24 protein-coding genes and 1 tRNA gene are annotated in these 19929 nt (G+C 64.5%); 3 read left to right on the top strand and 22 right to left on the bottom strand.

The features are described from left to right. Positions 1-12: 12 nt before the first annotated feature. The 3 genes from WC971_01615 to corA are packed head-to-tail and all read right to left on the bottom strand — an operon-like array spanning position 13 to position 4099. A complete protein-coding gene (locus WC971_01615) occupies positions 13-2547 on the bottom strand; it encodes a sugar phosphate nucleotidyltransferase (protein MFA5843510.1) in 2535 nt (844 codons plus the stop codon). Continuing rightward, positions 2544-3152, bottom strand: coding sequence for a CDP-alcohol phosphatidyltransferase family protein (locus tag WC971_01610; GenBank protein ID MFA5843509.1), 609 nt, complete (start codon positions 3150-3152; stop codon positions 2544-2546). Before WC971_01610 ends, WC971_01615 begins: the two co-directional genes overlap by 4 nt. Continuing rightward, the gene (gene corA / locus WC971_01605) at positions 3149-4099 is read right to left on the bottom strand and encodes a magnesium/cobalt transporter CorA (protein ID MFA5843508.1); all 951 of its coding nucleotides are present in this window, start codon (positions 4097-4099) and stop codon (positions 3149-3151) included. The genes WC971_01610 and corA overlap by 4 nt, the downstream gene beginning before the upstream one ends. A gap of 198 nt (positions 4100-4297) precedes the next feature. Between corA and WC971_01600 the strand changes: the two genes are divergently transcribed. Continuing rightward, positions 4298-4570 carry a type II toxin-antitoxin system Phd/YefM family antitoxin gene (locus tag WC971_01600; protein ID MFA5843507.1) on the top strand — a complete coding sequence of 91 codons (273 nt, stop codon included), beginning with the start codon at positions 4298-4300 and terminating at the stop codon, positions 4568-4570. Next, complete coding sequence (locus WC971_01595; protein MFA5843506.1) at positions 4554-4883, top strand: type II toxin-antitoxin system RelE/ParE family toxin; 330 nt, start codon at positions 4554-4556, stop codon at positions 4881-4883. Before WC971_01600 ends, WC971_01595 begins: the two co-directional genes overlap by 17 nt. A gap of 79 nt (positions 4884-4962) precedes the next feature. On the opposite strand, the gene WC971_01590 is transcribed toward WC971_01595, so the two are convergent. The 14 genes from WC971_01590 to WC971_01525 all read right to left on the bottom strand — a co-directional run bounded on the left by WC971_01590 (position 4963) and on the right by WC971_01525 (position 14640). Then, positions 4963-5340 carry a type II toxin-antitoxin system VapC family toxin gene (locus WC971_01590; GenBank protein MFA5843505.1) on the bottom strand — a complete coding sequence of 126 codons (378 nt, stop codon included), beginning with the start codon at positions 5338-5340 and terminating at the stop codon, positions 4963-4965. Beyond that, positions 5337-5546 carry an AbrB/MazE/SpoVT family DNA-binding domain-containing protein gene (locus tag WC971_01585; GenBank protein ID MFA5843504.1) on the bottom strand — a complete coding sequence of 70 codons (210 nt, stop codon included), beginning with the start codon at positions 5544-5546 and terminating at the stop codon, positions 5337-5339. Before WC971_01585 ends, WC971_01590 begins: the two co-directional genes overlap by 4 nt. Before the next feature lie 97 nt (positions 5547-5643). Next, complete coding sequence (locus WC971_01580) at positions 5644-5979, bottom strand: hypothetical protein (protein ID MFA5843503.1); 336 nt, start codon at positions 5977-5979, stop codon at positions 5644-5646. 22 nt (positions 5980-6001) lie between these two features. Further along, complete coding sequence (locus WC971_01575) at positions 6002-7279, bottom strand: Fic family protein (GenBank protein ID MFA5843502.1); 1278 nt, start codon at positions 7277-7279, stop codon at positions 6002-6004. A 171-nt stretch (positions 7280-7450) separates the two neighbouring features. After that, positions 7451-8458 carry a Fic family protein gene (locus WC971_01570; GenBank protein ID MFA5843501.1) on the bottom strand — a complete coding sequence of 336 codons (1008 nt, stop codon included), beginning with the start codon at positions 8456-8458 and terminating at the stop codon, positions 7451-7453. Between the two features lie 40 nt (positions 8459-8498). Then, the gene (locus WC971_01565) at positions 8499-8825 is read right to left on the bottom strand and encodes an AzlD domain-containing protein (GenBank protein ID MFA5843500.1); all 327 of its coding nucleotides are present in this window, start codon (positions 8823-8825) and stop codon (positions 8499-8501) included. Further along, positions 8822-9580 carry an AzlC family ABC transporter permease gene (locus tag WC971_01560; GenBank protein ID MFA5843499.1) on the bottom strand — a complete coding sequence of 253 codons (759 nt, stop codon included), beginning with the start codon at positions 9578-9580 and terminating at the stop codon, positions 8822-8824. The genes WC971_01565 and WC971_01560 overlap by 4 nt, the downstream gene beginning before the upstream one ends. A gap of 69 nt (positions 9581-9649) precedes the next feature. Further along, positions 9650-9820, bottom strand: a complete 171-nt coding sequence (locus tag WC971_01555) for a hypothetical protein (GenBank protein ID MFA5843498.1) — start codon at positions 9818-9820, stop codon at positions 9650-9652. A gap of 64 nt (positions 9821-9884) precedes the next feature. Further along, a complete protein-coding gene (locus tag WC971_01550; GenBank protein ID MFA5843497.1) occupies positions 9885-10466 on the bottom strand; it encodes an SDR family NAD(P)-dependent oxidoreductase in 582 nt (193 codons plus the stop codon). 95 nt (positions 10467-10561) lie between these two features. Further along, entirely contained in the window at positions 10562-11089 is a 528-nt protein-coding gene (locus WC971_01545; protein MFA5843496.1) for a DNA-binding protein, read from the bottom strand. A 309-nt stretch (positions 11090-11398) separates the two neighbouring features. Continuing rightward, the gene (gene msrB / locus WC971_01540; protein ID MFA5843495.1) at positions 11399-12367 is read right to left on the bottom strand and encodes a peptide-methionine (R)-S-oxide reductase MsrB; all 969 of its coding nucleotides are present in this window, start codon (positions 12365-12367) and stop codon (positions 11399-11401) included. 280 nt (positions 12368-12647) lie between these two features. Beyond that, entirely contained in the window at positions 12648-13637 is a 990-nt protein-coding gene (locus WC971_01535; protein MFA5843494.1) for an NADH:flavin oxidoreductase, read from the bottom strand. 116 nt (positions 13638-13753) lie between these two features. Next, positions 13754-14299, bottom strand: a complete 546-nt coding sequence (locus WC971_01530) for a hypothetical protein (protein MFA5843493.1) — start codon at positions 14297-14299, stop codon at positions 13754-13756. A gap of 5 nt (positions 14300-14304) precedes the next feature. Continuing rightward, complete coding sequence (locus WC971_01525; protein MFA5843492.1) at positions 14305-14640, bottom strand: winged helix-turn-helix domain-containing protein; 336 nt, start codon at positions 14638-14640, stop codon at positions 14305-14307. A 313-nt stretch (positions 14641-14953) separates the two neighbouring features. Between WC971_01525 and WC971_01520 the strand changes: the two genes are divergently transcribed. After that, positions 14954-16048 (top strand): PAS domain S-box protein, encoded by a 1095-nt coding sequence (locus tag WC971_01520; protein MFA5843491.1) that lies wholly within the window; start codon positions 14954-14956, stop codon positions 16046-16048. 495 nt (positions 16049-16543) lie between these two features. On the opposite strand, the gene WC971_01515 is transcribed toward WC971_01520, so the two are convergent. The 5 genes from WC971_01515 to WC971_01495 all read right to left on the bottom strand — a co-directional run bounded on the left by WC971_01515 (position 16544) and on the right by WC971_01495 (position 19786). Continuing rightward, the gene (locus WC971_01515; GenBank protein ID MFA5843490.1) at positions 16544-16879 is read right to left on the bottom strand and encodes a nucleotidyltransferase domain-containing protein; all 336 of its coding nucleotides are present in this window, start codon (positions 16877-16879) and stop codon (positions 16544-16546) included. Between the two features lie 298 nt (positions 16880-17177). After that, on the bottom strand, positions 17178-17987 hold the full coding sequence (locus tag WC971_01510) for a nucleotidyl transferase AbiEii/AbiGii toxin family protein (GenBank protein MFA5843489.1): 810 nt from the start codon (positions 17985-17987) through the stop codon (positions 17178-17180). 25 nt (positions 17988-18012) lie between these two features. Next, a complete protein-coding gene (locus WC971_01505; protein MFA5843488.1) occupies positions 18013-18861 on the bottom strand; it encodes a type IV toxin-antitoxin system AbiEi family antitoxin domain-containing protein in 849 nt (282 codons plus the stop codon). An 81-nt stretch (positions 18862-18942) separates the two neighbouring features. Continuing rightward, on the bottom strand, positions 18943-19587 hold the full coding sequence (locus tag WC971_01500; protein MFA5843487.1) for a plasmid pRiA4b ORF-3 family protein: 645 nt from the start codon (positions 19585-19587) through the stop codon (positions 18943-18945). A gap of 122 nt (positions 19588-19709) precedes the next feature. After that, positions 19710-19786 (bottom strand) — tRNA-Pro (locus WC971_01495). Positions 19787-19929: the final 143 nt, after the last annotated feature.

Here is a 19929-nt window from a genome sequence, read left to right as displayed (position 1 = left end):
CCCGACAGGTCCTTAGCGGCCCGACGCGACGGCGTGTTCGACGATGGCCGCGAAGTGCGACGCGAGCCGCTCGGCCGTCTCCGCATCGTCGCCCTCCGCGAACACCCTCACGAGCGGCAGAGCGACGTGCGGGAGTACCAGCGACCAGCCGTCGTCGGAGATGACGCGGATGCCCTCTTCCGTCTCGATCCGCTGGTCGGTCACGGACTCGGCGACCGCCCGCATGACCGCGCCCTTGCGGTCGTCGGGGCAGAAGACGGGCTTCTCGACGAGATGGAACGGCGGCAGTCCCGCGACGACGTCGTCGAGCGTCCCGCCATGGTTGTCGAGCATGCGCACGAGCATCCCGAGGCTCATGATCGAATCGTAGGCGGCGAGGAACCTCGGGTAGACGTATCCCCCGGTCTGCGAGCCGGCGAAGCCCACGTCCTCGCGCAGCGCCGCCGTCGACAGCGCGCGGCGCGAGCGCCCGCAACGCACGACAGCGCGCCCGCGGTCGCCGGCGATCTTCTCGACCACGCGCGACGCGGAGACGGGAACGGCGACGCCGAGGCCGCTCGAGTCGCACGCGCACCAGAGCGCGACCATCGCATGGAGCGCCGTGTCGCCGTCGAGCACCCAGCCGCTAGGCGTGACGAGGCGCAGCCTCTCGGCGCTGGCGTCCATCGCGACGCCGAGGTCGGCCTGAAAGGTGTCGACCATGCTCCGAAGGCGCTCGATCCCGCCGTCCCGCTCTGTCGGACCCACGTACGTGCGCTCGGCGTCGTCGAACGGGTCGAGCGTGAGCACCTCGATCCCCCACTTCGACGCCACTTGGGGCAGCACGAACGACGCGGCGCCGAAGCCGAGGTCGATGACGACCTTGGGGCGGCCCGTGAGATCGCAGCCGCTCGTGGTGAGCGCCTCGTTCATGCCGGCCGCGTAGTACTCCATCGCGCGCGGCGGGTAGATGATGTCGCCGACCTCCTCGAAGAAGGAACGGCGGAACTCCTCCCGGAAGTAGAGGCGCTCGATCTTCTTCTCCTCCCAGGGGAGGATGTCGAGACCGAGCTTCTCGAAGAAGTGGATCTCGAGCGTCTGCGCGTCGTCGGGCGAGGCGCAGACGTGCACGCCGCCGACGCAGCGCGTGTCGCGCGTGGTGAAGCGGTTGATGGCGGGAGAGACCACCCGCAGGTCGCGCACGTTCACGCAAGCGGAGTTGAGACCGGCGACGATGGCGCGCTTGATCATGCGCGCCGCCCTGCTCGAGTCGCGGCTCGCCACGACGTGTCCTCCGTTGGGGAGTATCGTCCCGAACGCCTGGGCGAGACGCAGCGCCATCTCGGGCGTGACGTCGACGCTGACCAGGCCCGAGACGCCGTCGGCGCCGAAGAGGTTGCGCATGCCCTTCGACTCCCAGATGAGCGAGGAGCCGACGACCGCACCGGGCTCGATGCGCTTGAACGGGTAGACCTGCACGTCGTTGCCGACGACCGCGCCGTGGCCGACCATCGACTCGTCGCCGATCGCCGCGCCCATCTCGACGCGGGCGCGCGACCGGATGTCGACGCGCCGGCACAGGACCGCACCGTTGACGGTCGCCCCGGCGCCGACGAAGGAATCCGACCACAGGATGGAGTGCTCGACGTGCGCGTCGAAGCCGACTAAGCAGTTGTCGCCGATCACGCTGTAGTCGCCGATCCGGGCGCCCGCGCGTACGCGGGTGTTCGCGCCGATGACGACCTTGTCGCCGATGACCGCGTCCGGGTGCACGTCCGCGCCCTCACCGATCCAGATGTCGCGGCGCGCCTTGACCCCGGGGATGTAGAGATTCGCCTTACCGTCGAGGATGTCGCGCTGCGCCTGCACGTAACTGCCGAGGCTGCCGATGTCGCACCAATAGCCGTCGACCACGCATCCGTACAGGTCGAAACCCTTCTTCATGAGCAGCGGGAAGAGCTGCGAGGCGAAGTCGAAGGACTCGCGCGGCGGGATGAAGTCGAAGACCTCGGGCTCCATCACGTAGATGCCCGTGTTGATGGTGTCGGAGAAGACCTGCCCCCACGTCGGCTTCTCGACGAAGCGCTCGATGCGGCCGTCCTCTGCCGTGATGACGACGCCGAACTCGAGCGGGTCCGGAACACGCTTGAGCGCGACGGTCACGAGCCCGCCGTGCGAGCGATGGAACTCCACGACCTTCGTGAGGTCGATGTCGGTGAGCGCATCTCCGGAGATGACGAGGAACGTGCCGTCGAGCGCGTCGGACGCGTTCTTCACCGAACCCGCGGTGCCCAGGGGCGTCTCCTCGATCGCATAGGAGATGTTCAGCCCCCACTCCTCGCCGTCCCCGAAGTGGTCCTCGATGGCGCGAGGCATGAACTGCAGCGTCGCGACCACCTCGTCGATCTTGTGATGCTTGACGAGACCGACGATGTGCTCCATGACCGGCTGGTTGACGATGGGCACCATCGGCTTCGGGCGCAGGCTCGTGAGCGGACGCAGCCGCGTCCCCTCCCCGCCGGCCATGATCACCGCCTTCACGGCGTCGTGCTTCTCCGGCCGCGTCATGAGTGACTCCCGTCGAGCGCCAGCACCATCCGGCGAGCGAGCACGGTGTAATGCACCGCCGTGGCGAGCGAGAACGCGATCCCAGTGTAGACGATGAGCAGTCCGGCCAGGACGGCCGAGCCGGCCAGCGTCACCATGGGCCAGTCGAGGATCATCAGGGAGAACCCTCCGAGCAACAGCGCCGTGGCTGTCTTGCCGGCGAAGGTGACCGGCATCCGCAGGTGATGGTGCTCGAGGCGCCACGCACCGTAGAGCAGGTAGACGTCGCGCATGACGAGCACGACCATGATCCACGCCGGGAGCCGGTCGTCGAGGTAGAGACCGATGACGCCTGCAGCGAGCAGGAGGCGGTCGACGAGAGGGTCGATAGCCTTGCCGATCGCGGTGACCGTGCCCGTGCGACGCGCGATACGGCCGTCGAGCCAATCGGTCGAGGCCGCCGTCACGAAGAGGACGAACGCGAGGGCGTCGTTGCGGCCCGTGAGCATGACGGAGAAGAAGAGCGGCACGAGGATGAGCCGCAGGACGGTGATGATGTTGGCGACGGTGTAGATGTCGTGGCTGTGATCGGGCGAAGCGCTCGCCACGCGGACGTCTTCGCTCACCACCACTCCCTCCGCTTGAAGAACCGCAGCATGAACAGGGCGATCACGAGCATGACGCCGAGCACCCCGAAGTAGCCGTAGCGCCAGGCCAGCTCGGGCATGTGACGGAAGTTCATCCCGTATATGCCCGTAATCAGTTGCAGAGGCATGAAGATGGTCGCGATGACCGTGAGCTGCTTCATGATCACGTTCAGGCGGTTGCTCACCGAGGAGAGATAGACGTCCATCGCCCCCGAGGCGACGTCGCGGCTCGTGTCGATCGAGTCCTGGACGCGCGCGAGATGGTCGGCGATGTCCTGGTAGTAGACGTACGCGTCGGAGCTTATGAGCGCCTGCTGGCGGGCCATGCCGCGCAGCACGTCCCGCTCGGGGCCTACGACCTTGTGCAGCTGCAGAAGGAGCCTCTTGACCGCATATAGCTGCTGGAGGTGCTCCTTGCTGGCTCCGGTGAGCATGAGGTCCTCGAGCTCCTCCAGACGGTCCGTGAGCTCGTCGACGACCGGGAAGACGGCGTCGACCGCGCGATCGAGCATCGCGTGAAGGGTCCATTCGAGACCGCTGCCGAGGAACGACGCAGCTTCGGCAGCGACTTCGTCGATAGCCTCGAGACTCCCGGCATGCACGGTGACGAGATGGTCTTCACCGAGGAATACGTCGAGCTCGCGGACGTCGAGCCCGTCGCCGCGAAGCGTCGATGGGAGCACCCAGATGAGGAACATCGCATCGTCGCCGTAGGTGTCGAGCTTCGGGCGCTGCGGGAAGTGGAGGCAGTCCTCGACGGCGAGAGGGTGGAGACCGAACGCCTCGGCGACGGGGGCTAGCGACGCCTCGTCGGGATCGGTGACGTCGACCCAGACGACCTTCGACTTGCGCGCGTCGGTGAGAGCCTCGACCCCTCCCTCGCGCAACGCGCCGTCTTCGAGCCAGCGGACGACGATCCCCGGCATGACATCCCCTTAGCGTGACGCCTGCGGGCGAACGCCCGACCAGGCAGGATAATCGTACCATGTGCGCAAGGCGGGACCTTCGAGGTTAGAGACCGGTAAGGGTCCCATGCGAGGATCTGCTCCGTCATAAGTCCTGGAGGACGATAGATGCTAGAATATGAACATCTAAATAGCATGGCCGTCCATCGGAGGTCCTCCATGCGCATCAAGCCCTCGACCGCCATCCGCCAGGACTACACCGGCTTCGCCGAGTTGTGCCACTCCGTCGATGAGCCCGTCGTACTCACGCGCAACGGTGAGGCCGACCTCGTGGTCATGAGCTACGAAGCGTATCAGCGGGCTGAGGCGCGCGTGAAGCTGCAGGCCCGCCTGCTCGCCGCGGACCGCCAGATCGCCGGCGGCGAAGCGCTGCTCGAGACGACATCCGTCTTCGACCGCGCGCGAAAGCGGATCGATGGCGCCGCCGAGTAGTCGCCCGTGCAGCGTCCGGCTCACTCCGGCCGCCGCGGATGACCTCGACGGGGCATTCGCATACGTCGGCGAGAGGGACCGCCGCGGCGCGGCGGAACTCCTCGACCGACTCCAGGATGCCGTGGAGCGCCTAGCGAACTTCCCCGAGATGGGAGTGACACTCCCGGTAGAGGACTTCGAACTCCTGACGCCAGGCATCCGGTTCCTCGTCGTCGAACCGTACCTGGTGTTCTACCGGGTGCTCGACGATCGCGTGGTCATCCTGCGCATCCTGCACTCCCGGCGCGATTCCCTTGGAGGACTGTTCGGGTAGCACGGCGGGGAGGGCGGCCGCCGACTATCGCTTCGTCACAGTCTCCGAGATGCTCGCCTTGCGCCAGGGATCGATGCGATCAGCCCGCCATCTCTCGGTACTCGACGTTCGCGAGTCCTTCGAAATGCGCGTCCTGGGTCCAAAGCACGGCTTCCTCCGCGCGCGCAGTGGCGAGGATGATCGCGTCGGCCATCGCCAGTCCGGTCCCCAGTGAGAGACGTGCCGCATCGATCGATAGCGTCACCGAGAGTTCGACGACCCGACCTTGGAGCATGACTCCCATGGCCTCGAGAGCGGTGGCTTCGCCCTTGAGCTGACAAGTGCGCTTGAACACCTCGAACAGCGTCAGCGAGGGCACGACCATCTCATCGGGCGCTTCGATGGCGCCGGAGAACTCGGAAGCGTTGGGGCCGTCGCCGAAGTACTCGAGCCACGCCGAGGAGTCGACGACGTTCACACCCGGTCCTCACGGTCGCGCTCGAGACCCGTATCGAGTCCGCGCAGGATACCGCGGAGTTCGCGAGCCGGTCTTACCGGCAAGAACTCGATCCGGCCACCGTAGCCGAGAACCTGCACCTTCTGCCCCGGGACGAGCTTCAGCCGCTCGCGGATCGACTTCGGGATCACGACCTGGAACTTGGGCGAGATGGTGACTGTCTCCATCAAGGACTCCTATCGATGGAAGTTTCGTACAACGCACATGATATCTATGTGAGGAGCGTAGGACAACCAAGCGCACCACGGAGGCGGTGTCCGCGCGTCACGGGTGCGGACTGAGGAACAGGATCCAGAGCAGGAAGCCGACGGCGAGCAGCGAGAAGATCAGCTTGCTGGTGGGAGAGGCGGTCGGATAGCGCCCCGGAGGCGGGATCACCCTGCCTTTGCTCCCGAGCAGCTCCAGGAAGGAGACCTCTTCCTCCCTCGCCTGCCTCAGCAGCGAGAGTATCCAGCTCACGTTCATCGCCAGGACCAACACCACGCCGCCCGCGATCAACCGCCATCGGTCCATCAGCGACGCATCCAGGACGATGTAGCCGCCCAGTAGCAGACCACCTAGCGTGAGCAGAAGCAACAGGATCCCCAGGAACACGTCCAACCGAAGCACGCCCCCTTACCGTCTACTTCTTCTTCCAAGGGACCGGCCGCACCGGCGCGGCGGCGTGCGTGTCACCGGCGGGACTGGCGAGCCGACGCTCCAGCTGCGTGAACGCGGCGATCACCTCGGGCGATTCGAATGCCCGGTTCCTCTTGCCGATCGACACCTGCTTCAGCACTTTGGCCTTCACCAACTCCTCGACCGCGGCGTTCGCGGCGGTGAAGCTCCTGTTGAGGATCCTGGCGGCCTGGTTCACGGTGAGGATCGCCGTCCGCGGCAGCGCCTCGATGAGCAGGTCGACGGAGGAACCTCGACGGACCGGCGCCAATCGTTCGCGCCAATCCGCCTGGAGCGCGCTGACGCGTTCCTCGAAGAGCATCGCGTCCTGCACCGAGCGGGTGCACGCTCGAGCGAAGAACGAGACCCACTCGTCGATCCCGGCCGCGGCTTCGGGACTGTCGAGCGGCGCCTCGGAGTGGAAGCGATCGAGCATCCGGATGTAATCGTCCTTGAGAGTCGCCAGCACTAAAGAGACGGGAGGGCACCACGACGGCGCCAGTCCGCGACGGCGGAGCATCACGTGGATGATGGCCCGTCCCGTTCGTCCGTTGCCGTCGACGAACGGGTGGACGGTCTCGAACTGCGCATGAGCGATCGCCGCCTGTGCCACCGCAGGCAGGGACGTGTCGTTGCAGAAGGCCGCGAGATCCTCCAACAGCGCCGGCACCTCCTCCGGCGGCGGCGGGATGAAGGCGGCATCGCACGGGTTGTACGAGCTGCCCCCTATCCAGCTCTGCCCGACACGCAGCCTCCCCGCGTGCTCCTTCAGGTCCGATGCCCGCAACACCCTCTCGTGGATGCGGAGGATGGTCTCGATCGTGACGGTCGGTTCGCAATCCGCCAACTCCATCGCGAGGTCCATCGCGTCGATGTTGGCGAGCACCTCCTCGGCGAGAGAATCCGGCACAACACCGGTGTCGAGATCGCGTGCGGCCTCGGCGCGAAGGAGCTTGTGCGCGGCGATGACGACCCCCTCGATCCTCGAGGAGGCCTGCGCCTCGGCACGCAGCAGCAGCCGCGCCAGACCATCGGTCCTGTGGAGCACCACGGCGTTCGAGTGGAGCCCGCGGATGGCGGTCTCGGCCTCGGCGATGTCGGCGGCGCACGTCCCCGTGAAGGTGAACCGCCGCCCCATGAGGGGGTCGGGGACGTATGCGTCGTAGTCGCAGGTCTTCGTCCGGATCTTGCCGGTGAGACCTTCTTCGTTGGTGACCCATCGCCTCGGTACGATACGCGGCACGAGCGTCCCCCTCACGTGTCATCTATACAGCCGGCAGGTCCATTGAAGCTTATTCCGCAACCTTGAATAAGGACAGTGGCGGATGGAGGTTCGTCGGCCAGCGGTCGTTCAGGTCCGGCAAACGGTCGTGGACGTCGCTCGGGCTGCGCGAGCCGCCCCCCGCCCTCGGGTTCACGGCTTCTTCGATATGTATCGGCCGGTCTTCTTCGTCCCGACCTTCTCGATGAGCCCCGCTTGTATGAGCGGGTTGATGAGATCCATCGCCCCCTGCCGCGAGACACCGAGCGCCTCCCAGATCTCGGAGGGTGCCATGCTCCCTTGCACTGTCAGCAGGTGCAGCAACCGCTCCTGCTTCGGGCGAAGCACCAGCCGTTCGGTACCGTCCGGCGCGACCGCCCGGATGCGGGCCCACACCCGCTCCAGCGTGAGCCGAAGGCCCTCCGCACAGTACTCCAGCCAGCTGGTGAGATCCTCGCCCTCATCCCTCACGCGCTCCAGCGCCGCGTAGTACGCGGGACGGTCCTCCCAGTAGTACTCATCGACCGAGAAGATGTGGTGAGTGTCGAAGCCTCGCCGGTACAGCTCCCATAAAGCGAGCGCTCGTCCAGCTCTGCCGTTGCCGTCGCCGAACGGGTGGATGGTCTCGAAGCGGTAGTGGACGATCGCCGAGGTCATGGCTGGTGAGAGTGCGGCCGATGGCCCGTTCCACCACTCCAGCAGCTCCGATGTCAGCCCCGGGACCTCATCGGGGGCCGGAGGACGATGCTTTCCGACCTGGATCCCGATCGTCCGGTACTCGCCCTCGACGCCCTGATCCATGACGTCGTTGGCAAGGATGCGGTGCAGCCCCAGAACGTGTCCGGTGGTGATGGGCTCGTCGGCGCTGTGCTGCTCCACGTAGCGCAGCCCCGCGAAGTAGTTGACCACCTCTCGCTGCGAACGCGGGATGCGCGCAGGTGAATCCGTCCCGCCAGAAAGAGCACAGACCTCCGGCAGGGTGAGCGGGTTGCCTTCGATCGCGGTGGAGGCGTGCGCGTTGCGCGTGCGGGCATCCTTCTGCAGCGCCGGGATCCATGCCAGCTCGACCGAGGCGTCCTGTATGCGTTGGCGCAGCCGAGCGATCTCCTCGATGCGAGCGAGGAGGATCGGCGTGATCGTGAACCGCGGCTCGTACGACATAGGATTAGTCAAGCATCTGTCAAGTTATCAGTCAAGCAACTCAAGCCCCTGTCACGCGCCGCAGGACGACGAGGCTCGCCACGCCAAGGACGATGGCCAGCCACTGGCGTTTGGTCGTCAGAAGGACGACGACCGTGATGACCGCGGCCCACACGTACGTGTTCGTGAGCGGCTGCTCCATCCTCCCCGAGGGCGCGAGCACCGCAGGGAAGACCAGCGCCGCCAGTATCGAGACCGGCACGTATTCGAGCGAGCGCCGCAGTAAGGGATGGAGCTCGAACTGCCGGGCGACACCTATGAAGCCGACGCGCGTGGCATAGGTGACCGCCGCCATGCACAGGATGAGCACCACGTAGTACGGTCTCATGCCACCGCCCTCTTTTCGGCGCGGGTCTCGAGGATGACGCCGGTCGCTGTGGCGGCGACGACGGCCAGGATGATGTACCACTTGCCGGGGACGAGGACGTAGGCGGCGGTCGCCACGAGCGCCGACACGGTCACGACGGCCGCGAGACGCCGGGAGACGATCTGCGGAAGGAGCATCGTCAGGAACGTGGCCGGCATCGCGAAGTCCAGGCCCCATCCGAGCGGGTCCGAGATCGCATGGCCGACGAGCGCACCGACGAGCGAGGCCGCAGCCCAAGCGACGTAGATGAATCCGCCCGACCCGAGCATGAAGTACGGGCTGACCCGCCCCTCATCCTGCTCCCGGTAGTGGGTGACCGACGTCAGGTAGGACTCGTCCGTCATCCCGAATGCGAGCACACGTTGCCAGCGTGGTGTGGCTTCCGACAGGTACGGAGAGAGCGAGAGTCCCATCATCAGGTGCCGCAGGTTCACCAGAAGAGTCGAGGCGACGATGAGCGGGATGCCGGCACCCGACTGGATCATCACGACGGCCATGAACTGTGACGCACCGGCGAACACGACGAGCGACATGAGGAGCGTCTCGGGCACCGTGAGTCCGGCCTGGATCGCCACCACGCCGTAGGCGAGACCGAAAGGGACGGCGCCAAGGGCCAAGGGCAGCGTCCTGGCGAGTCCGAGCCGGAACTGATGACGGTCGTCAACCGCCTGCTCCAACTTCGAGTCCCCATCCGTCACGATCAGAGCCACGTCCATCCGGTCTTAGCCCGAAGGCGCCCCGTCCGGTTACTGATCGGCCTTGGTAGACCGCGTTCGTCACCGCGGTCAGTCCGGCAGCAGGTCCTTCATCTGCTTCTGGATGACTTCCGCGGCCTTCTTCGGGGCGAGGCGCGCCAGCCTGTCGAGCATGGTGGCGTCGGAGCCTACCATCACCCGGAAAGCGTCCCGCTCCATCGCGTCGACGATGATCTGCGCGGCATCGGCAGGAGCCGTCATCTTGAACTTCGACGCCTTACCGTCGGCCGTGGCCTCCTCAGCGCTCGGTCCGACGCCCGAGTTCTTACTGATATCGGTTGCGATGGCGCCCGGGAACGCCACGGTGACGGAGACGTTCGTTCCGATGCACTCGGCGTACAGGCCCCTCCGTCAGCAGCTTGACTGCCGCCTTGGAGGCGCCGTAGATGGTCTGCCCCGGAACAGGGCAGAAGCCACCCATGCTCGAGATGTTCAGGATGTGGGCCACAGGCCGGTCGAGCAGGATCGGAAGGAACGTCTTCGTCATGTAGACGACGCCCCAGAAGTTGACGTTCATGACGCGCTCGATCGCAGCGTACTCCAGGTCCTTGAGACGCACGAACGGCTGGATGATGCCCGCGCAGTTGATCAGGCCGTCGACCTGGCCGTGCTTCGAGATGACGCTCGCCGGCAGCGCCTCGACCGACATCCTGTCCGTGATGCTCAGCACGTGCGTGGACAGCCGGTCCGCGTTCGCCCCGGCCTTCGAGGCGGTCTCCGCAAGTCCCGCCTCGCTGATGTCGACCGCGGCCACGCGCGCGCCCTTGCCGAGCAGGTTGAACACGAGCTCCCGGCCGATGCCGTTGCCTCCGCCGGTGACGACGATGGTCTTTCCGCCCGCCTTCACGATGGTCCTCCTCACGCAGAACTGCCGGGTCTCGGACCCCTCGAGGCTATCACACCGCCCAAGAACGCGAACGAGGCTGTGATGGATCCCTCAGCTCATGCAAGCAGGGAGTCGATCTCCCGCTGGGCCGACGGATCCGCGTTGAGAAGATCGACGGCTACGTTGAGCTGCATGTTGGTCTCGGCCAGATCCATCAGGTCGTCCCCGATCCGGTAGTGCTTCTCACGGCGCAACCACGCCAGGACATGCGCCAGATGCCAGATGGAGGGCCTGCCTTCGTGCACGGGCGCCGGGGTCGCAGGTTCACTGCTCAGCATGAGCTGCCTCATGTTCTGCCGGGTACAGCCGACGATCTCGGCCACGTCGGTCAGACCCACGAGATCGGGCGTCGCCTCGATCAGCACGACGTCCGGTATGGCACGCTTGACGTCGGCAAGGGCGCCGAACACGGCGTGGTGAGCGGAATCCGACTCGCGGATGAACCGGAGAGCGATGCGGCCGTTCACGCCGATGCCGACCAGGGCGTCGTCGCAGCCCTGTTCGCCGAGCATCTCCACCAACGCGTCCGGCCCGGTCTCGACGGCCGCGAGGCCGAATCTCAGAGTGAACCCGTACTCGGTCACGATCGGTCCTCTATCTCGTCGGACACACCCGTACAGCCGTCGACCACCCGTCTGATCTGCCTCCCATGGTTCTCGGGATGGCGAGGAGTGGCATGTAGCGTTCGCTCTCTGACGTGACGGTACGTCGGCCAGTCGTGGATTGTCAAGTGACAAGACCACGGTCATGCGAACGCGATGATACTCCCCCGCTCCAAACAAGAGCCGCCCAGGATCCGAACCGCTGACACCGCGGCACTCGAGTACTCGCACTCCTGGCAGACGCCTGAGACTCCTTCAAGCCGACGTCGGCGAGTGTGACCCCCGCCCGGACTACTTGGCGAGATCCAAGAACTGGCCGTATCCCTCGGCCTTCATCTTCGAGCGAGGGATGAAGCGAAGCGAGGCGCTGTTGATGCAGTAGCGCAGGCCGCCCCCATCTTCAGGCCCATCGGTGAAGACGTGGCCAAGGTGGGCGTTCCCGGCCGTACTGCGCACCTCGGTACGTTGCATGCCCCACGATTCGTCGGGAAGCTCCAGCACCAAATCGGGATCGATGGGCTTCGAGAAACTCGGCCAGCCGCATCCGGACTCGAACTTGGCACTGGAGGCGAACAGTGGCTTGCCGTCCGTGACGTCCACGTAGATGCCAGGCTCGAAGGTGCTCCAGTACTCGTTCTTGAACGCCGGCTCGGTCGCCGACTGCTGGGTGACGCGGTACTGCAGGTCGGTCAGCCTCTTGCGCAGTGTCGCATCGTCGGGTGCGGCAGACGTCGTCGCGACATCGGACGCCGTGGGGAACTCGGACGGATCGGGCCTCGCGGCTGCCGCTCGCTCGAACAGATCCAGCGGGATGTGGCAGTACCCTCCGGGGTTCTTCTCCAGGTAGTCCTGGTGGTAGTCCTCGGCACGGGTGTAGGTCTCGAGTGGTCCTGTCTCTATGGCGACCGGCTTGTCGTAGTGCGTCTGAAGGTTCGCGAGCGAGGCCTCGATGATCGGGCCGTCCGCAGGGTCGGTGTAGTAGATGCCGCTGCGGTATTCCGTGCCGATATCGTTGCCCTGCTGATCTATCGAGGTCGGGTCGATGGCCTTGTAGAGGAGACCCAGCAGGAAAGGAAGCGGCGCCACCGAGGGGTCATAGTCGACCCGCACGGTCTCAGCGTAGCCGCTCCCGTCTCCGTAGGTGGCCGACTCGGACGCGCCGTTCGCATAACCGGCCTCAGTGCCCACCACACCATGGATCAGCCCCAAGTACTTCTCGATACCCCAGAAACAGCCACCCGCGAAATAGATGGTCTTCACGTCTTCGCCTCCCACGGTCCTCGGTGGCACGGTCACGTCTGCACTGCCGGGCTTGGTGTCGACCGCACAGCCCCAGAGTGAGGACGAGAGCAGCGGCACAAGGACGACTAGCGTGAGCACGCGCGCGATCGATCGACACGTCCGCCCCACGACACCACTCCTTTGCAGGATGACCGTGGAAGTACGGGAGCAAATGCCGTGCAATCGCCAGTCGGCGCTCCTCTATCGTTGCCGCCGCCGCGTGTACTTGAGAAGCCTGCATTACTCTGTGCTCTTCAGACTACGGCGCCGTTCGAACCGCGTTGACTGCCCATCCTGGATCCCGCAGCATCGCTCGGCCCACGCCGATCAGGTCCGCTACCCCCCGCGCAAGAAGACTCTCGGCCTGATCCGCCTCGGTGACGCCCCCCGTGAGGATGACGGGCACCGAGACTGCCGATCTGATGGGAGCTGAGAGTTCCGAGAAGTAGCCGGGCTCGTCGGTGCCAGGACGACTGTATCCGGTGAGCCCGCCGGTGATATCCAGCACGTCGACGCCCGCTTCCTCGAAGCGGAGGGCGGCTTCGATGCTGTCATCGATGACGGTTCCGCCCTCGAGATAGTCGTGAGCACCCAGCCGAAGCAGCAGCAAGAAGTCCGACCCGACCTCGTCTCGCACCGCGCGGATCGCCTCGATGTGGAGCCGGATGCGATTCTCCAACGAGCCACCGTACCGGTCGGCGCGGCGATTGGTGAGCGGCGAGAGGAACTGGTTCAGCAGGTAGCCGTGTGCGGCGTGGAGCTCCACCCCGTCGAAGCCTGCTCGCTTCACGCGCCTGGCGGCCACCGCGAACTGACGGGGGATGTCTGCGACTTCTTCAGGAGTGAGAGCCCGAGGCGCCCGACCACTCCCTATCGGAGTGGCTACATCCGAGGGACCGACGAGAGGCTTTTCGGGCTCGACCGAGGCGGCACCCGCATGGCTGATCTGCACGACTGCCGGGACACCGTTGCCGTGGAAGACCTCGGCGAGCGCCGAGAGCCCCTCGACCATCGCGTCATCTGCCACCGACGGCTGCCCGACGCGATTGCGCCCCTGCTCGCTGATGAAGCAGTGTTCGGTTATCGCGAGGCCAAGAGCCCCGCCGCGCGACTTCTCGTCGTAGTACGCGAGCAGCTCGTCACTCATGCTGCCGTCCGAACTCGCCTTCGATGTCGCCATCGGCGGCAATACAAGGCGGTTCCGTAGCGTGAGAGCACCGATGGTCAGCGGTTCGCACAGGTGAGGCATGGGGGCTCCTTGGCTCTCTGGTGGCGGCACCTTCTGACTATACCCGCAGGTAGACGAAACGGGGCACCCGAAGGTGCCCCATTCAATCCGCTGGTCGGGCTTAGTGGATGCGTTCGTCACCGCTGCGACCGGTTCTTGAGCCTGTCGATCATCTCGGGCTTGATGCCCTCGCGCTCCGACCACACCCTGAGTGCCGCCCAGTCGACTTGCTGGCGCTTGGCCACCATGACAGCCTGGTCGAACGACTGGTTGTCGCGCCAGTGCGCGTATGCGGCGAGACGGTCCATGATGATCTGCGTCGGGCTCACGATCCTGAGCGGACCGTAGTCCGTCTCCAGAACATGCGTCTCATCATCCGGGACGTATGTCTCGCCGAACGCCAGCGGACCCGACGGGAACTCCAGATACCACTTCGTGGCGGCGTTCTCGAATTCCCGCGCGCCCCCCACCCTGGCGAAGCCCAGCGGTGAGATCGCCTCACCGATCACCTTGAGCCTCTCGGTACTGACGAAGTCCAGATCTTTGCTCTCGTACTCGTTGTCGCTGTACAGGGAGACCGCCGCGCCGCCGGATAGAGTCGCCCTCACTCCCGCTCGTTCCAGTGCCTGGCTCACGAGAGCAGCCAACTCATCGAGCGTCGTCTCAGCATCGATCCGCGTCATACTCTCTACTGCTTTCCCGCACGTCGCGGGCGCTGCCGCTGCCGATAGTAGGACTTCACGTCCTCCTCTGGCAGCAGGTCGAGTTCGGCGGCTAGGAACGCCCTGAGATTGCGGACGCTCGGTATCCGGACATTGAACTCGAACACCCGGCTCCTCCCCACCGAACGGCTTACCAGAATGCCGCTCGATTCCAGCCGGCGAAGTTGCCTCTGGACTCCGTTCACCGACACGTCGTAGGTGTCAGCGATACGCGAGGCATGACCTGAGCCGTATGCCTCGAGGAAGAGCAGCACCTGCGCCGCCGAACGATTGCCGAAGATGCTCTCCAAGATGGGAGTCATGGCACGCTCCTCGTCAGCACGATCCGTGGTTCCATTACCACACAGTGTGTTCATATTACCACACAGTGTGGTAATCGTATGGGGCCCGTATCCGAGAGTCGGGATCCCGCAGTAGAATGCAAACGGGGTACCCGAAGGTGCCCCGTCAAAGTACTGGTCGGGCTTGTGGACGCGTCTGTGACCGCAGCCTTGACCGAGAAGCCGCCCGCCCTCGTGACCAGGAATCGTTAGAACACAAGGTCGGGCCGGGCCGCGAGGGGCCCCGTCTCCGTGCAATACTCCCCAGCGCTTTGAGGGTATAGCCAATAGCACTATGGATGAATCCAGGTCGCATTCCTCGTACGACTTCCGTGCAGCGTCGATCGACGCAGATTCCGCTGAGGCCCCTGCCTCGACGCCCGCGGTCACTGCTGCGGCGCCTCCTTCGCTCGCGGAACAACGGCGCGCGAAGGGCAAGCAGACGGCCGCCGAGGCATCGTGGGAGCCCGAGGATGCCACGTGGGCGGATGACGCCGTCGAGGCGGAGGGCGAGGCGCTGTTCCGCTCCATCTACGAGCGCGCCGCCGTCGGCATCGCGCTGGTGGACCTCAAGGGGCGCATATCCAAGTGCAACCCAGCACTCACGAACATGCTCGGCTACGCCGTCGACGACCTTCCCGGACGGGCATTCACCGACCTCTCCCATCCGGAGGACGGTACACTCGACCTACGCCAGTTCGAAGAACTCATCGCGGGACGGAGCGACCACTACACGATCGAGAAACGCTACACCCGCGAGGATGGGTCGGTCCTGTGGGGGCAGATGACGGCATCTTTGGTCTCACAGGAAGGCGACATTCCGCGGTTCGTGATCGGCATAGTCGAGGATGTCTCGGAGCGCCACAACGCCGAGGAGGCGGTCCGGCAGCGAGACCTGGGTATCCGTGAGGCGTACACGCAGGTCATTGCGGCAGTTACCGGGGGCAAGCTCGTGCTGATGGGGACAGATGAGATCACGTCGGAGTTGGGCGACGAGGTCTGCAACGTCGGCGGAATGGCTTCTGCCGAGAATCTCTTTGCAGCGCGCCACCGGCTTGGAGACGTACTGGCGGAGCAGTTCGGCGCCCGCTGCAACGCGGAGGCGCTCGTGCTCGCCGCCGGCGAGGCGATGACCAACGCTCTCAAACACGGGAGCAACGCGCGCATTCGGCTCCTCAAGAAAGACGATCGGGTGCAGGTCGAGGTGGCCGACGATGGTCCGGGTATCGACTTCTCTGAACTCCCGAATGCGACGCTCGTCCCCGGGTACTCCTGCACGACGTCCCTCGGCATGGGATTCACCATCATGCTCGCTGAGTGCGATCGTGTGCTGCTCGCCACCGGGTCGTCGGGCACGCGCATCGTCCTGGAGGCGCTGCATTGCGGCTAACGAGGCAGAATGTGAGGTTTCGGGGACTGGCGCGCACCAAGGATCCGGAGACTGGGTCGCAGGCGAACGCAACAGGGCACCCGAAGGTGCCCTGCGAAATCGCGATGGTCGGGCTTAGTGGACGCGTTTGTGACCGCTGCCGCTCGTTGACCCCGCCACTCCTGCAGTCTACTTCCCTTCCGGGCGAGCCATGTCGGCGGCCACCGCCTCCACGACCCCTCCAGCGTCCGCGACTGCCAGTTCGGCATCCGACTCGGTCGCATCGGGCCAGTCACCCGGGTACCGCGACTCGACTGTCCAGAGGCTCAGCCGACCAAGGTCCTGTGTCGCGGAGCGAACGGCCCACCCCTCCGGCAACAAGTCGGCCAGGAGTTCGAGGTTATGGACGCGCGGCGGTGTCTGGGAGCGAGCGCGGAGTCGGGAGACGACCCCTCCGCTGCGGCCAGATCCTCCCGCGCGAAGCTCATCCACCGCGAGGACTCAACGCGACGATCCTCAGCTGCGGCGCTCATACACGACCTTCCCCTCGCGGAGAGCCGCGCGGAGCACATCCCCGGGCATCTGCCCACGCCGAGCAATCTCGTCCGGGTCGGTCGGAATCACTTCGATGGCGGCCGGTATCCCTCGCAGCGACTTGAGCATCGCAACCGCAGTCTCGCGTTTGTTACCCATCGACGGGAGAACCACGAGAAGGTCGAGGTCGCTGTCCTCGCGCGCATCTTCACGGGCATACGAACCGAACATGATGATGCGCAACGGGTGGAAGGCGGCGACGAGTCGTTCGACCGCCTCGGAGAGCCTATCTATGGCGGGAACCAATGCCGCGCGCAAGTATGCCTCCCATCTGTGGCTGCAACCAGTCTACCCCGAAGGCGGCACGGGGAGCCATGCGCCCAGCGCCACGCTGCAAGCCGCGTGAAGCGTTCCGGCGCAGACACATGAAGTCCCCGCCCCCGCCGGAAACGCAGGAACCGGCCCCGAGGGACCGGTTCCAAGATCGTAGTAATGGTCGCCGCAATCGTACGCTACGCGAACACGCCCAAGCTGCTTCAGGCTCTCGAAGCCTGTGTTCGCACGATGACAGCGTGATCATCGAACTGACAGATTATACCAAGTTCCGGCCTTCTCTTCAAGCTTGAAGCTTGAGCAGCCCGTGCTCTTTGAGTTTGCGCTTGAGCTCGCGAAGCACCTGTTCCAGATGCGGCAGTTCCTTGACCTGATGCACCAGTCGAGTTTCCCACATTCTCGCAAGTCCAGGTCGCTGGAGAGCTTCTCCCAGGCGAGCAGGGTCAACATCCTTCGACTGCGCTTTCTCAGCAAAGGCGGCGGGAATCTGTGGGAAATCGATCTCGGATCGTCCCATCAGGAAGTGAAGGTCATAGACGTCCCTGGGTTCAGTGCGTCCAATCACGGCGCAGAGCTTCTCGGTCAGGACCTCTTCAAGGGTGTAGGACCCAATCTCACGATCAATCCGATCGCTGTAACTGGAGAAGACCAGCTTGTCCACGACCGGGAAGACGAGCCGTTCGGTGAGCGTAAAGTCGACTTTGACGTCTCGGCTGCCAAGACGAGCTTGAAGCGGCCCCGCGAAGCTCACATAGACCGTTAGGCTGTCGGCCCGTCGCTCGACCCGTTGCTCTGACATCTCGAACTGAAAGCCCTCTCCAGTAGCAAGGCGCCTTAGGGTCTCATCGACGACGGCGATGATCGTGTCCGGTTCAACCGTGCCAACGACTGTAAAGTCGAGGTCCTCGGAGTACCGGTAGTCCGGAAAGTAGATCTTCTTGAGGGCGGTGCCACCTTTGAAGGCCAGGTGCTCGCGAAGCGGCGAACTCGCCAACCCGAAGAGCAACCAGGTCAGGACATAGTCCTTCTCGATGACCCGGTCGCTCATCTGCTCTCTGTGGGCGACTTGTGATATCTCTCTTTGGGTGATCATGGGTGGTCCTTCTTCATCATCTTCGTCATGTCGTTACGGCCGCCCTGAGCTCATCAGGGCTCAAGTTGACCCGGACTCGCCACTTGCGAAGATGACGACCTTCATCGGGAAGCGTGGGGTCGAACAGGGTGTAGCTCGCTGACACGAGTCCTCGGAGTTCTTCACGTAACTCGGGGGTGCCAAGTTCGAAGGTCTCAAGGAGAAAGCCCAGGCGCTTGGCGACACTCTTGCGGCCGAGCCGGGTTACATAGCTACTGAGCCTGTCGAAATCGATCTCGTCGCGTTTGGCCCAGATGCCTCTGGCGACCTCGATGATGCCACCCGAGAGATCCGGGCGATCCAGACAGTCAACGATGGTGCGCTCAAGGTCGGAGACAAGGACCTTCTGAGCTGGAGTCACCCAAGCCGCTTCACTCCCCCACATGTCTGCGGGCTTCGTGGTAACGAAGCGATACGTGGCGCCGGCGATCTTCTTTTCGATCCGGCGAACTGGGGTTGAGACATAGACGGTCAAGACCGGGTTGGTCGTCATCTCATGGATCTCTAGCGCCGAGAAATGTGAGAGGCAGTAGTCGGCGGGCTCGATCAGGTACTTGGCGACCACGAACCAGTTCTCGGAGTACTCTGCTCCCTCGCCTGCCGAGAGCGGCACGATGAGGTAGACACCGCGGTTCAGACGGATGAGCCACTTCTTCTTGATGAGCTTGGCAATCAGGAGATCAACCGCATGCTCAGAAGTCCCTGCCACAACTCGAGCATCCTCAGTGGTGAAGACCTGCTTGTCTTGGGATGCCAAATCGGCCAGGAACTTCGCTTCGGTCTGTCCTAGGGTCTTTGAGAGTGTCATCAGGTATTCATCATGTTTCGTGTACATTATCTCTCCTACTGAGAGAGATTGTATACACCAGACATAACGCTGTCAAGACCGAACTCTCGTCTCGCCACTTGAGCAAGGTTACTTTCGCGGTCCTCGCCAAGTTCGAGACAAGCGGTCTTCGATCAGCGCGGCGTCAAATGATTCCGGTGTCCACATAGGACCCATGTTCCCGCGCACCCAGTCGGCGAGCTCTTGGCCCCAATCATCCACTGGCTCACCGGCGTAGGTCCGCTGAATCTGCTCGTAACCCGGCAATCCACCGCAGTCTTCAGGCGGCGCCGAACACGCCCCGCCGAGCAGCGCAGGCAACCGCCTCGCATCGATCTCTTCCACTCCTTCGATCTGGATCAAATGCAGCCAGTCATCACCGAAGTCGTAGCGGTACTCGAACTTGTTAATCTCCCATCCAACCAGATGAGTGAGACGGATGCGACGTTCGTCGGCCGGTGGAGCCATGACCCTCTGGACATACGAAGGCTCAACGCCATCGGCAAGCATTCTTTCGCACCACTCCTGGCCTGGCGGATCCCACTCGACTTCATCTGGCAAGACTGCTGTCCAGCTCTCGAACTCGAAACGATGCAGATGGTAGTCCTGCCATCCGAAAGTCGCTTGAACAACACGGTGCAGACCATTCAGGGTGAACCGCTCCGGCACGAGCACACGGCGCCAGACGGCGGGCTCAATGTCTTCGAGGGTGATCAGCAATGTGACAGCATCCATCGGCACAGTGTACAGCGAGAAATCGTTCTGGGCGCAGGAGCTATAACTAAGAGAGGCCCAGAATTGATCCGGGCCTCTCTTCACCTCTCCAGGCGTTCGCATAGGCGAAGTCTGGCTAATTTTGGTCGGGCTGACAGGATTTGAACCTGCGACCCCTTGACCCCCAGTCAAGTGCGCTACCAAGCTGCGCCACAGCCCGAATCACGCCGCCCGCGGGCGGCAGGGAATCATACTAGGCGACGCGCGGGCGGCGTTCAAGCCGCACGGCGAAGGTGACCGGCGTGGTCGGGTGAGGGGCCATGCGCCAGTCGACGATATCGGGCGGAGACCAGCATGGCCCCT

This window comes from Coriobacteriia bacterium (assembly GCA_041658765.1).
Lineage (GTDB): Bacteria > Actinomycetota > Coriobacteriia > Anaerosomatales > JBAZZO01 > JBAZZO01.
Note: the sequence above shows the minus strand (reverse complement) of the source record. Positions and strands in the feature narration are given on the sequence as shown.

Coding starts and splice junctions, on each gene's coding strand:
- WC971_01615 (MFA5843510.1), bottom strand. CDS start 2,547: ATGACGCGGCCGGAGAAGCACGACGCCGTGAAGGCGGTGATCATGGCC.
- corA (MFA5843508.1), bottom strand. CDS start 4,099: ATGCCGGGGATCGTCGTCCGCTGGCTCGAAGACGGCGCGTTGCGCGAG.
- WC971_01600 (MFA5843507.1), top strand. CDS start 4,298: ATGCGCATCAAGCCCTCGACCGCCATCCGCCAGGACTACACCGGCTTC.
- WC971_01595 (MFA5843506.1), top strand. CDS start 4,554: ATGGCGCCGCCGAGTAGTCGCCCGTGCAGCGTCCGGCTCACTCCGGCC.
- WC971_01585 (MFA5843504.1), bottom strand. CDS start 5,546: ATGGAGACAGTCACCATCTCGCCCAAGTTCCAGGTCGTGATCCCGAAG.
- WC971_01570 (MFA5843501.1), bottom strand. CDS start 8,458: ATGTCGTACGAGCCGCGGTTCACGATCACGCCGATCCTCCTCGCTCGC.
- WC971_01565 (MFA5843500.1), bottom strand. CDS start 8,825: ATGAGACCGTACTACGTGGTGCTCATCCTGTGCATGGCGGCGGTCACC.
- WC971_01560 (MFA5843499.1), bottom strand. CDS start 9,580: ATGGACGTGGCTCTGATCGTGACGGATGGGGACTCGAAGTTGGAGCAG.
- WC971_01555 (MFA5843498.1), bottom strand. CDS start 9,820: ATGACGGCTCCTGCCGATGCCGCGCAGATCATCGTCGACGCGATGGAG.
- WC971_01535 (MFA5843494.1), bottom strand. CDS start 13,637: ATGCCTCACCTGTGCGAACCGCTGACCATCGGTGCTCTCACGCTACGG.
- WC971_01530 (MFA5843493.1), bottom strand. CDS start 14,299: ATGACGCGGATCGATGCTGAGACGACGCTCGATGAGTTGGCTGCTCTC.
- WC971_01525 (MFA5843492.1), bottom strand. CDS start 14,640: ATGACTCCCATCTTGGAGAGCATCTTCGGCAATCGTTCGGCGGCGCAG.
- WC971_01520 (MFA5843491.1), top strand. CDS start 14,954: ATGGATGAATCCAGGTCGCATTCCTCGTACGACTTCCGTGCAGCGTCG.
- WC971_01510 (MFA5843489.1), bottom strand. CDS start 17,987: ATGATCACCCAAAGAGAGATATCACAAGTCGCCCACAGAGAGCAGATG.
- WC971_01505 (MFA5843488.1), bottom strand. CDS start 18,861: ATGTACACGAAACATGATGAATACCTGATGACACTCTCAAAGACCCTA.
- WC971_01500 (MFA5843487.1), bottom strand. CDS start 19,587: ATGGATGCTGTCACATTGCTGATCACCCTCGAAGACATTGAGCCCGCC.